7 protein-coding genes are annotated in these 13,730 nt (G+C 36.2%); all 7 read right to left on the reverse strand.

Features of this window, described 5'->3' with window-relative positions:
- Positions 1–129: 129 nt before the first annotated feature.
- A complete protein-coding gene (locus J2Z23_RS15575) occupies positions 130–2,448 on the reverse strand; it encodes an AraC family transcriptional regulator (protein WP_082881159.1) in 2,319 nt (772 codons plus the stop codon).
- A gap of 320 nt (positions 2,449–2,768) precedes the next feature.
- Positions 2,769–5,633 (reverse strand): alpha-L-fucosidase, encoded by a 2,865-nt coding sequence (locus J2Z23_RS15580; protein ID WP_205634408.1) that lies wholly within the window; start codon positions 5,631–5,633, stop codon positions 2,769–2,771.
- 732 nt (positions 5,634–6,365) lie between these two features.
- A complete protein-coding gene (locus J2Z23_RS15585; RefSeq protein ID WP_057983342.1) occupies positions 6,366–8,006 on the reverse strand; it encodes an ABC transporter substrate-binding protein in 1,641 nt (546 codons plus the stop codon).
- Between the two features lie 96 nt (positions 8,007–8,102).
- Complete coding sequence (locus J2Z23_RS15590; protein WP_209974518.1) at positions 8,103–8,996, reverse strand: carbohydrate ABC transporter permease; 894 nt, start codon at positions 8,994–8,996, stop codon at positions 8,103–8,105.
- Between the two features lie 27 nt (positions 8,997–9,023).
- Positions 9,024–9,995: an ABC transporter permease gene (locus J2Z23_RS15595; protein ID WP_082881160.1), complete on the reverse strand. Its 972-nt coding sequence runs from the start codon at positions 9,993–9,995 to the stop codon at positions 9,024–9,026.
- Positions 9,996–10,704: 709 nt separating this feature from the next.
- A complete protein-coding gene (locus J2Z23_RS15600; protein WP_209974492.1) occupies positions 10,705–12,351 on the reverse strand; it encodes an alpha-L-fucosidase in 1,647 nt (548 codons plus the stop codon).
- A 382-nt stretch (positions 12,352–12,733) separates the two neighbouring features.
- Entirely contained in the window at positions 12,734–13,726 is a 993-nt protein-coding gene (locus J2Z23_RS15605) for an asparaginase (protein WP_209974494.1), read from the reverse strand.
- Between the last annotated feature and the right edge of the window lie 4 nt (positions 13,727–13,730).

Here is a 13,730-nt window from a genome sequence, read left to right on the forward strand (position 1 = left end):
CATTAAAATCCAAGCGTACATTTCTTCCTTTTGCTTTCTTTTTTCTATCTTGAGTAACAAAATCATTGTAAATATTTTACAGGATGACCAATCAATGCAGTTTTCCACACGTCATCTTATTAAGTAAATTCATTCCAAAGTTTTGAGCATTTTTCGATAATCGGAAGGGGAAGTTCCAGTATTCCGCTTGAATGCTCTTCTAAATGAATGTCCACTATTATACCCTGACGCTATTGCAATTTTCTCTATAGCGTCATCCGTTTCAAGCAATTGTTTTTTAGCATAGTTCATCCGCACATCTTCTATATAATCAGAAATATTAACGCCTGTATGTTCTTTAAACATGATCGGAAGCATTTTCTGTGACATATTCACTACCTCAGCAATATGTTGGAGGGTTAAATTTGAATCAGAAAAATCTCGGTTAATACAGTCCTTTATTCTTTGAATTGTTGCTAGTCCACCGACACGTTTATTTTCATAAAAATTTTGAGTTAATTCTAATATCATTTTCCGTAACTGCTGAAAGTCATGATAAAACTCATTCCTTTTTTGCGACATTTCCTCTAGGCGACTAAAAATATCATCCACTAATCCTTGATTGAGTTGAATATTTTTCGAGATAATGCGGATAATCGTACCCTTCAAAGACGAAAGAATTTGTGTGCCTATTTGTTGTAGCAAATATTGCTTGTCTTGGTTATCATCATAAATTTGCGCCAAGATTTCTTTCACATCTGCTACTTCCCCATTGGATACAGCTGTGATCAGACGAAGTTCGACCTCAATCGAGAATTGGTATTCCAACCTCCCCTCCATCATGATCACGTTATATTTTTGAAAGGATGGTTTTTGGTCAATGGAATGAACAAACGGTAAACTTACTCTAGCTTGTTCATAGGACTGATGAATGTCCAATATATTTTTGAATTGTTTTCCTAAGCCACCATTTACCTTTAAGGCATTTTTCTCCTCAAGCTTTCTTACAAAAGTTTTTAAGCTTTGTTCGATTTGTTTCTCTTCTTCATCTGAAGTTTTCTGCTGATACGTTAATAAAAAAGCGACTTGATCTGCCTTTATATTTCCACAAAAAATATGGCCTTGAAATATTTCTTGTAATTCAGCCTGAATCACTAACTGTGCAACACTCATTTCATCCAACATTTCTCGGTTAAATTCCTTTATAAAATGAACAATTTGAATGATCCCTACAAATCCATAAGAACCTTTTAATGGAACTTCCGCTTGTTCAATTAATGTATAAGCTTCCTTTACAGAGGATATTTCTCCCCCTATTAATCTCCTAAAAACAGAATCTTGTAGAATCGGCATTTGTTTTTGAACCTGTTCTTTCAACCGATTATTATTTTGGATCATTTCTGTAATATTGCTGTGCAAAAAATCATAAGGGTTTTTTAATTTTGTAGCTTCTGTCCATGAAATGATCCCTAACAACTTCTTTAAAGGCAAACTATTTCGATAAGAAAAGATTAATGAAATCGCGATTCCGATAAGAAGGGTCATGATCGCCACAAGCAAATGGAGTGTGCGGATATGTTGAACATCTTTTGATAACTGTTTCTTTGAAATAACTGCAGCATAAGTCCATTTATTTGTATTAGACTTTGTCTCAATTAAGATAAATTGATCTTGATCAGCTGAGAGTTGATATTCTCCCACTTTTTTATTGTAGACGAGCATTTTTTTATTGATCTGCTCACCAAAAATTATATTTCCTTCTTGATCATAGACAAAAGAAGAGCCATCATATTGAGTAGCCACTTGATCAAGCAGAGTCGTAATTTCCTTTTCATCAATTAATACGACAATGGAAGCTTGCGGATTTTGCTTTGTACCGAGAGGGATGGATTGAATATAAGGAATAATGGGCTCCTGCTTCTTACCAATCGTCAGGGGAAAGTCTGTTTGATAAAATCCTGATTGATATTGTTGATGAAATCTTTTATTCCACTCTTCTAATGTGAGCCCTTTCAATAATTTGGCTTTATAATAATCACTTGAACGAATAAAAGCCGATTCAGGTGAAACAATTAGGTCAAGATTATGGAAATAGATGTAGGCATTCTTAAAAACAGGGTTCGTCAATCCATATGGTTCAATACTTTTTACCACTTTATATGTTTCATAAGTTCGGTCTCGCTCTGCAGGATCTTTGTCCATTAATTGTTGAACATCATTATTTTTTGTCAATTGATAAACAAAAGATTCCACTTGCTCACTTTTTTGATCGATAAGATTTCTAGCTTCTGCTAACATTTTGTTACTTGTCTCAGATGCTTGTTGCTCAATTTTTTTAATACTCACATGATAAATAAAATAACTAGATAATAAAGGAAGTGCCAATATTAACATATATGAAAATAAAAATCTTCTAAATACATGGACTTTTTCGCGATCGCTAAACACCGACAGATCCCTTTCTTTCATAAAGGTAATGAAGGTTGACTATTCTTCTTTATTTTATCGATAGGCTCTTGGGATTGCAAACAGTGTTTTTCCTAGAGCATGACCGCCGTTCCCTTATCGTCCGTGTTATTGTGAAAGGCAATTAGAGGACTATCCATTATTAATTACTCGCCTCCATATACGGCCTAAGCCAGGCGCACCGAAAAAGCAAGTGGAAAAAACTTACTTTTCCCACTTGCTTCATTTTAGGGACTTATTGAAGTGCCCAAGCTAAATATAATTATCCTAAAACCAACCCCCGAAAAAAAAGATAAAATTGACTATCTTCAACAGCTATCCCATCAATCCAACCTCGTTTGATAAAGGCCAATGTTAGATAGATGGATCGGTCCTCGAGATTGTAAGAAACGAACACGAAATTCCTTACCCGTCACTTCATTCGGAAGCACGACAATTCTTTTGTAGCCAATTACTCCGGCTGTCATTATTTCTTCCCAATCTCCATCCGCATTCCGAATCTCGATTACAAATGATTCAACTTGTTGTCCGTGATGGATGTTCTCTTGTAAGACAACTTTATCAATGGTCACAGCTTGTTCCATAGTAAAGGTGATGCTACTTGGAGCTGTAGAAGAAGACTGCCACGAATTTTCGTATATCCCATCTAGTAACACATATGGATTAGCCCCTTCCGCTCCACCATCCGCTCTGATCACCGCATTAACAGCATGATTAATCGCAAAATCACGCTGAATACTTTGATGCCATTCTTTCAATCTTTCAACATCTACATCAGCCAGTTTTCCACGCTTATCAGGCGGAATATTTAGAAGTAGTACTGAATTTTTTGCAACAGATTGATAATAAATATTTCTTAATTCTTCGACAGATTTTGGTTGTTGATTCTCATGATAAAACCAGCCTTGACGAATACTAACATCAACTTCTGCTGGCCACCATGTCAATTCCTTCATCCCTTCTCTAGCGGCTGATGCTAATGCTTTCCGACTACCAAGGTCTGATGAATTGAATTCCGGATAATAAATCTGACTTCCATCATCTATAATATCAGTAGCTAGAACGCTCCATTCATCTTCTCTCGCCCAACCAGATTCGTTCCCAACCCAACGAACATCATGCCCTGTTATCGCTACAACTGCTTGTGGTTGAAGAGCATAGATCAATTCATAGTAACTATCCCAATCATAATTTTCTTTCTTATCACCAGGGATATGTCCTTGGGCACCATCAAACCATACTTCGTCAATTTGACCATACTCGGTTAATACTTCATATAATTGATTTAATAGCATTTCTCCATAATCAGTTGCCTGTAACATAAATTTCGCTAAACTTGAATCTTCTGCACGGTCATCCCCTGCTACGAATGTCGGAATTGCTCTTTCATTACGTGGACTTCCATTCGCAAATACGCCAGCCGTATATGCCCCATGATCAGCTGGAGAAAGGTATACACCAATTTTTATTCCATATTTACGCATCGAGTCAACGAACTCACGTAATACATTGCCCTTTCCTTCTCGCCAAGTGCTGCTTGCAACACTGAAATCGGTATAACGAGTTGGATATAAGACAAATCCATCATGATGCTTAACCGTGAGAATCGCTAGTTTGAACCCACTATCTCTTAATGTACGTGCCCATTGATCTGTATCAAGATCTGTCGGTTGGAACATATTAGGGTCTTCATTAAAATTGCCCCACTCCACCCCATAATATGTGTTAATTCCATAATGAAAAAATGCTGTTTGCTCATATTGTTGCCAGGTAATCTGCTTAGGTTGTGGACGTACGAGTGAAGCTTTAGCTGCCAGTGATGCAGAACGCTCATTTGCTTGAATGGGAATACGATAGCCTGGCTTAAGATTCGTCAGAATAACTGAAGGACTACCACGTAATCCAAGATATTTAACTTGGAAATCTCCCTCCAAACTAGCAAATGCGATCCCGTATACCTTCCCGGCTAGGCTCTCCCCTGTTATATTCATGTTAGCGCCAGCAAAAACAACCGTCGTATGATCTGTCTTTGGCCTTGTCTCTAAAGTAATTGTTTCTCCTAGTTGTTCTTCTCCCCACCTTAAACGAATATCTACTTGATGATCTCCAACATTTTGATACAAAAGCGTTAGGTGGATATATTCATCAGCAAGTTTTCCAGTTATATCGATCGTCGATTGTATTTGGTTGTTAATGATGACATCCACCGCTTCAGCCACTATCGATCTCCGTAGTATGACAACTCCGGCCAAATTGATAAGCACTGTGCCTTCTTTGAGAGTGGATGAAGCGACAACAATTTCTGCGATATAATTTCCCGTAATCTCCCCATTATCAACAATTGGTATATTAGGTGTGTATTCCATGTAAGATTTATGACCATCCAAATTGATGCTGAAATCGGAAATTCTGCCACCATGTATTTCCAACTTCCCTTGAACGAGTTCATCTTCCACAGGTAAATAGTTTCCATTCTTCAAACTACCTCCCCAAAATGATAACAAGCTTCTATTAATTCGGGATATCGAGGCAATTGATCCTTTAAACACTCTGGCAGCTATCCCGGAGATAGAACCTTTCACCCCACGGCCAAGACCTGCTTCATGTACATCATTTCCAAAGCCAATCGTATTTTCGACTATACCTGCTTTTCCATTATTAGAAATAACAGAGGGTAGCTCCAAATCATTTAAAAACATGCGCAATTTAGCACCATTTTCAATAGGTTCATATATAAGGGCGATTGTATGATCCTCATTAGCCATTGGAGCTTTTATGCTTTTTTTACTTGCAGTCCAGTTGCCATTTTGGTTGACAGCAAATCCATACTCTAGATTTGCTGGTGAAGTGTACCTTACATACAAAGCCCCACCAACTGAGATTACCGTATTAAATGATTTCTGATTAGGTTCTGGTTTGAATGTAGTTTCAATCAATAAAGCCTGGTCGATCGTTTCATCACCTAGCGAGGCACGTGGATGAAATTCAATACCAGTTAAATCTCCGGTTAGAATTACTCCCCGCTTCACATCGATTTCCTCATTTCCCGTACGTCGCAAAAGGGTACCATCCATTGTTTCTCCTGTAGCATTTGTGTAGACGGTATCAGTCGAAAATGCTCCACCAAACCCAATATTAAGTAATTCACTACTTGTCATCTCTGTCTCATTCAATGTCTTCAGTGTCATCGTGTAAGTGCCTCCTTCATTTTTCGGCTGTGCATGTGTGAATCGAAAGAATTTTGAAGTACCTGTTACAACGAGCATCCTTGCGAATAGTTCATAATATCTTTTTTCTTTGCTTGCATTGCTTTAAAGTTGTCTCATAGTATAGAAAAAAACTTCCCATGCCATCATATGTATAGCGAAATCTTTAATTTAGACTGATTTATTGTAATCGAAACTTGAGTCAATACCGAAAACCCACTCTTATATTTAATTCTTTCTAACTAAAAAAATTAGATGATTTATCCCCTTACCCCTATTCTCATAATCATCGAGCGTATATGAGGACAAACAGTTGAAACCCCAAGTCGAAATGTTATCAGGTAATATTCCAGTCGTAAAACTATTTTTAAGGCTCCTCACGGAATTATATTTGCCCTTCAAGCAAAGAAGCCTATTTTATTCCAATAAGTTGAGTCAATTTCATAATTGCTTATAAATGATCAATACACGAACATTTTTGTTAAAGGAGATTGAATTGTTAGTCCGTGCATTTCATTAATTTAGTTGATTGGAGCAGAAGGTGGCGACTCCTGGGGATAGCGTGACAGGTGAGATCCCGCAGGAGCAATATAGCGACGAGGAAGCTCACCGCACGCCCCCCCCCCCGGAAAGCGTCCACCTGAAGCGTAATTCAACGTTGTTCAGATTTGAATGTTAAAATCTCTATTATGAAATTGATTCAGTTAATAGACTTTATTTATATTTTGCGTCATATGCTTGTTGATAAATATCAATATATTTCCCTAAACCAATATTTTCTAATTCGCTAATATAATTGTCCCAACTCTTGTCGATATCTGCTTTCCCTGTAATGAATTGAGCTGTTTTTTCATCCACGAAATCCTCAATAGTAGATTCTAGATTCACCAATTCACTAGCTTGTTCTTGAGTAAAGAATAGATCGGGTACCGACTCAACAGTTGTTGAAATATAAGGCTCATATTTTTCTGTCGCATTCCATAACAGCACTTCCTGGTTATCCCCATTCTCTGTTTTATCATAAGCAAAACTTGCTCTATAATCATGGGATCGTAATGATGGCCCGGTCTGGGACCAATTAATATTTTGTGAAGACCAATCAATTTGAATTTCCTTAAACTTCGCTTGTTCGCCATCCAAACCTTTTTCTCCCTCTTCAGCTTCCTTCCATCCTTCATCAGGTGGTCCCAAGGTAGAACGCATGGTTATTTCTTCTGAATACATTGCATCAGCCCAACGCATGGCGACATCAGGATGTTTCGCATTTTTCGTAATAATAAATTCAGTCGGCTTTGTTACAGGGGATGGGGTATATAAAGTTACTTGTTCTCCATCTGGTCCTTTTAAAGGTGGAACAACTTCAAAATCTCTGCCCCTTCCATTTTCTAAATCAGCAAAGCTACCTGAATTCAGTCCAACAGAGGCACCTAAAATAGGAACATCGGGGTTATCACCTAATGTTTTATTTTGGTCTGCATCTTGGGTGAAAGACCCTGAATAAATTAAACCTTCCTTATACAATTTGTTTAAATACTTCAATCCTTCTTTCCACTCATCCTTATCCCATGGTGCAGTAATGTTTCCCTCTTTTACATGCATATCATTATAAATGAAAGCGTTCATTAAAAAGCCAGCAATTTCTCCAGTTGTTTCATCTTTTGATCCAGAAAACGGAATTTCATCTGCTTTGCCATTCCCATTCGGGTCTTCTTCCTTGAAAGCTTTCAGGACAGTATAGAATTCCTCCGTTGTTGTTGGCATCTCTAATCCTAGCTCATCTAACCAAGGTTGATAAACCCACATTTTTTGTGGCATGGAACAATGGTAACAATCATTCACCTGCGGTAATGCATAAATATCACCATCTGGAGTTGTGACCGCATCTTTTACGGCCGGAAACTCTTCAAACATTTTCTTCGTTTCTACACCGTAATTGTCAATAAGATCATTAAGATTTAAAAATACACCTTTTTGCCCGTAAATCATTAACTGTGAAGGAGTTAATGTAAAATCCATGATCACATCTGGTAAATCACCACTGGTTAGCATCAGATTTAACTTCTCCTTTGCACCTTCAGCAGGAACAATCTCCCAATTGATATGTACACCAGTTTTTTCCTCATACCATTTTGTAAATTCATTTTTATCAAAGTCTTTCACTAAACTATTGGATGGAATCATCACATCTAAGGTTACTTCTTCCTCTACGATTGGAAATGTACCTGCCGCTGTCACAATCGGTTCAGAATTACTTTGACCACTCGATTGTTCTGCCTTATCATTGCCACATGCTGAAACAAACATTAATATTGAAGAAACAAACAGAATAAATAATGCATTTTTAGCTTTTTTCATGTTCTACCTCCTATTAATTTATCTAATTTCAAAATCGCTTTTAGAATTTCTTCGGCCTCATTTTCTCTGCACCACTCCTCTCTAAGATCCTGACATTTATTCTTTAAGCGAACCAATCATGACACCCTTTACAAAATGCTTTTGCACAAATGGATAAATAATCAGAACTGGAAGGGATGCAACAATGATCACCGCATATTTTATTAGCTCACGTAATCCCGTCTGTGCCTCAAATTCTGTTGCATAGCCAATCATCTCCGATGTGACCTCACTTTGGATTAAGATTTCACGCAAAATAATTTGTAATGGAAACAAGTTTTCATTTCGCAAATAAATCAATGCATCAAAATATTGATTCCAATGTCCGACAGCATAAAATAGAGAAATAACGGCAATGATCGGTGCAGAAAGTGGAAGAACGATTTTCCATAAAAATTTAAAATCATTGCAACCATCTAATTGTGCTGACTCTAATAACTCTCCAGGAATCGTTGTTCTAAAAAAAGTAATCGTAATAATCACATTAAATACTGCTAAAGCACCAGGGATTAATAAAGCCCATCTTGTATTGACCATCCCTAAATCATTAACCAAAAGATATGTGGGAATTAAGCCACCATCAAAAATCATCGTGAACACAAAAAGGAACATAAATATATTTCTGCCTCGGAATCCTTTTCTTGATAAGGGATATGCGGCCAAAATAGTTAAGGCAACATTAATTAATGTTCCTACCACCATATAAAACAACGAATTGGCATATCCCGACCAAATTTTACTATGATTAAATACTGCCTTATATCCTTCGACACTAAAATCTACCGGCCATAGCCATACCTTTCCACTTGTTACTGCCTGCGCTGAACTAATAGAAGCACTGACGATAAAAATTAAAGGGTATAGGATGATTATTAGCAAGAGTACTAGAAATGTGTAATTTAAAACGGTAAATATTCGATCACTTTTAGACTCACTTATTGCTGAGAGCATCTTCGTCACTTCCTTTATTCATTTGATTTACCATAAACTTTCTTGTCCCAGTTTTTTCGCAATCTTATTTGTTCCTAAGATTAGAACTAGGGCAACAACTGACTTAAATAATCCGATTGCCGTCGCATACGAATATTGCGGAAAAGCAGATAGTAACCCTACTTTATAAACATATGTATCGATGACTTCGGAGGCTGAAAGATTCAAAGAGTTTTGCATTAATAAAACCTTTTCAAAACTAACGCTTAAAAAGTTCCCCATATTCAAAATCAATAAAATAATCATCGTCGGTAAAATGCCTGGGATATCGATATGCCAAATTCTTTGCCATTTCGAAGCCCCATCCATAATTGCGGCTTCATGATGTGCTGGACTAATCCCCGATAAAGCGGCTAAATAAATAATGCAACCGTATCCAATATTCTGCCAAATGTCTGACCAAACAAAGATAGATTTAAATAATGATGCTTCTCCCATATAATTGAGTCCTGTTATGCCAAATATCGCTAACAATTTATTTACTGGACCGTTTGGTGCCAACACCATAAAAATCAGGCCAACCATCACCACTACAGAAATAAAATGTGGTGCGTAGGTAATCATTTGGGTCGCCTTTTTAAATCTTTTTGAGTATACGTAATTCAAACTTAACGCCAGAATAATTGGGAATGGAAATCCAGCAATAATCTGATAAATTCCTAAAACGATCGTATTTTTTAATACTCTTATAAATTCATAGGAATGAATAAATTTGCTAAAATGTTCGAATCCTACCCAAGGGCTATTTAAAATTCCTAATAAAGGATCATAATTCTTAAAAGCTATGATTGCTCCATACATTGGATAGTATTTAAAGATTAAAATATAAAGAAGAGGTAAGGCAAAAATCACATACAATTGCCAATCTTTTTTCAGGTCTTTCAAAAGTGACTTCTTTTTACTTAACTTAATATCCGCTGAAATTTTCGATTGTGGAGATGCAGTATTCGATATGTTCATACTCTAATTTTATCCTCCTTTTAATTCAAATCCTTTTTCATCTACATAGTTTGTCCGTATTGATGTTAGGTTACTAGAATCACCATTAATAATGAGTGCGCTTTCAATATCTTCAATCAAACAAGCTTTTGGGCCCTTTTTAAAAACTTGTTATTATTTTGTTACCGATATCAAAATAATAACTTAGGATATTACTGTTGTCAACAGCATTTGACAAGTAATTGTAAAAAGTGGGAATCCTCTAAAATATTTGTCTAAAGAAAACAAGGAAAAAAGCTATACTTTCGCTATTACTTCTGTAATTAGCAAAAACATAGCTCAACATCATCGTTCGAATATTCCAGGTCTTAAAAACGCACACCTTATTTTTATAAGATATTTGCATCATAACAGTGTAAACTTTTCGTTCTTTCAAAAACTAAACCGTTCCATTTCAACTGTCTTAATTTTGTCTCCATGACTTTAGTAAGCAAAGATTTATAATCTTGCCAAACTACCAAGCTCGGTTCTCCCGGCCTTCATTAGGAAAATTGCAGGTCGGAGGAAGAGACTAGCAGATGGAAAACTCTCGTCCATCAAAACAATGCCTATCTCCAATAAAGCCATCATGAAGTCTGATAAAATAATAGAAGGACATTGTTGTTCATTTCTTCCTTAGCCTACTAGTCTCCCCCAAGCTTCAAGGCCATTTTTATGAACAATCCGTTTATTATTTAGCTTCTACTAACTTTATTACGATCGACTCTACGTCTAGTTCTAAGTCCTTGTTTCTGTGGATTGGTTTGTACAATTTAATATTAAAAGGTAATATTTCAACCTCAGAGTTAAGTATAAAAGGACCTACCATTCCATCCATCAAATCCTTACCTTTTACAACTTCGATTTCAGTCCCCAGATTAATAGCATAGTTAAGTTCTGGATTAGCTTTACAGTATACTTGAACAAATGCTTTACCGTCTTGATGATTAGAGAGATATGCAGATTGTCTAATATTGGTCTGTACAAGGCTTGTATAATTACCATCATCTGCAAAATTATAGCTTTTTTCAATATCTGATAATTTTATTTTCCATATATTATCTGAATCTATCGTAATAGTATTGGGAACTATATATAATTCATTAGCCAATTCCACCCTTATAGTGGTTAGAAGTTCGTCTTTTGGAATCTTAGGAAGTGTAATTTCAAGATTTAAATCCTTTTTATTCCAATTAAGTGCTCTATTAAAGCCATCTTCAACTACGTTCTTTACAGTAGTCATTACTCCGGGTATTGTTATCTTTCCATTTTTTGGCCACTCTGTTACGTGTAAAAAAAGGTTTTCTCCGTTAGCCGTTACCTCACCCCATGATTGTCGCTTAAAGCCAGTAGGGTTTGTCCCAAGTAGTGCATCTGGATGTCTCATTATCCATTTCCCAATTTCCTGTAGGACTTCAGCTTCAAACTCAACAACTGAACCATCCCCACGTGGACCAATATTTAATAAGTAATTACCACCACGGGAACGTATCGAGATTAAACTTTTTAATAAATCGCGTACTTTTCCACTTACATCATCTCTTTGTTGCCAGCTCCTATATCCCCATGTTTCATGATAAATGGATGCAGGTGTCTGCCAAGCACCATCTAAGTTAATCAGCGGGATCTGATTATCATCCAAAGTTCGAAAATCACCTTGATTATTCCAAATTCTCCCATTTACAGCTGCTTCAGGTTGAAACTGATGAACGATATTAGCAAACTTCGCGCTCTGTTCCGCAGTAGGGCTCGACATGTCAAACCATACTTCTGCGATTGATCCATAATTTGTCATTAATTCTTGCAATTGCTCTTCAATAATTGGTTCCATTGATTTTGGAATTTCATTGTTATTATTCCAATCAAATTTATGTCCCTGATACCAATCAACTAAGGAAAAGTAAACACCAAACTTCAATCCTTGTTTCCTGCATTCTTCTGAAAGCAGTTTCAGTACATCTTGAGCAAAAGGTGTGGATTTTACAACATTATAATCCGTTGTTTTTGTATCAAACATACAAAATCCGTCATGATGTTTACTTGTAATCACAATATACTTCATCCCTGACTCTTTAGCTAAAGAACATATAGCTTGAGGGTCAAAATTCTCTAATGTTAATTGACTTGCTACTTCTGCATAATCATCCCTAGAAATATTAGCCCACATTTGAATTTGTTCACTATAGCCACGTTTAATCGGTTCGCCATTCCACACACCACCAAGTTGTGAATATATGCCTAAATGTATAAACATGCCAAACTGGAGTTCTTGCCAAGTTGTTAGTTGGTTATTCCTATCTAACACAAACTCACCAGCAATCCTTTTATTATTTTGCAATCATTTCACCTTCCATTTTGTTCATTAGAATTTATACTCTAGCAAACTCTTTATAATTTAACTTCATGAATCTTTTTTCGATAGTTAAGAAAATCACAAAGCGCTACCTTCTGGCGATAAGTAAATCTATCTTCTTTACCAGTTTTTTACCTTCCATGGTTATCATGGAAATTCGAATAAAAATACGCCGTTCTCGCACAACCTCGATGTGCCAGGAGCTAAACCTTGCATGACCAAATTTTGCTCAAAGTCCGATAAAAACAACAACCCATTTTTTTGTTCGCTTGCTTTTACAGGACAAACCAGTACTAGACGTTTACGATTCATGTTAGTGCTTATAGCCAACTTAGTCGTTTTTTCACTCTCTTTTTGACATGCATTTTTATAATATAATTTCAGTGTGTCCGACAACCTTGCCACCGTCGTTATGAATGACACCAGAATAAATATCTTGCAACCGATTAAGTGTCTCTTTATTTTTATAATTGAATTTTTCTAGCAAACTCTTAACGAGAATAGGCCACAAGAGTTCCGTTCCACTTAAAACTTTTAGGGCTATACTTATCCTTTCTTCTTTCAGTGCTAAGCAATAAACTCCTTGTGCTCCGCCTTTTGCGACTATATTAGGGTCTTCTAATAATGCTGTACAGATAAAATTATGTGAGGCAACAATTTCAGGAAATTCATTCATAACATCACTGATTTTTTTAACTGCATTGGCCGTTTTCTCGTTATCAATCAAATCCGGTGCAGCAAATTTCAAATAAGAAATGGCCATGTTTTTTATAGGAACACTAGCTATTGGAAGCCCACACCCGTCCGTTCCTAACTTAATTTTATCAATAGTTGTTTCAGAGAGTTCTGAGAGATAACCTAGAATTTCCCGTTGTACAGGATGATCTTCTCTTTCATATCCACTCACTGCAAACCCTTTTTTTCTCGCATACGCCATAATACCTAAATGTTTACCTGCGCAATTATGAAATAGTTTACGTTTAGATTTTTGACTCCGAATATACATTTCTTTAGGCTCTTCGTTAAGTGGGTAACTTGAACTACATACTAGCTGTTCTTCTGTTAGTTGTAATTTTTCTAGCAAACTTTGTAATGCTTCTTGATGATATTTTTCTCCTCGTTGTGAAGCAGTAAATAATGCTGCCTCGCGATTAGTAAGATGATATTTTTCAAAAACAGATGTTGTAAAAATGGGTATTGCTTGAATTGGTTTCATTGCCGAACGGTAGTAAACATATTGGTTTGGGTTTCCTTTTTGGTAGATTATTTCTTTTTTATCATTAACAACGCAAATAATTCCTTCATGCGTATTTTCTAATGTATTATTTCGATATTCTTGCGCTACAATACTGTTAGACATCTTT

Origin of the sequence: Lederbergia galactosidilytica (assembly GCF_017873565.1) — a bacterium.
GTDB classification, from domain to species: domain Bacteria; phylum Bacillota; class Bacilli; order Bacillales; family Bacillaceae_C; genus Lederbergia; species Lederbergia galactosidilytica.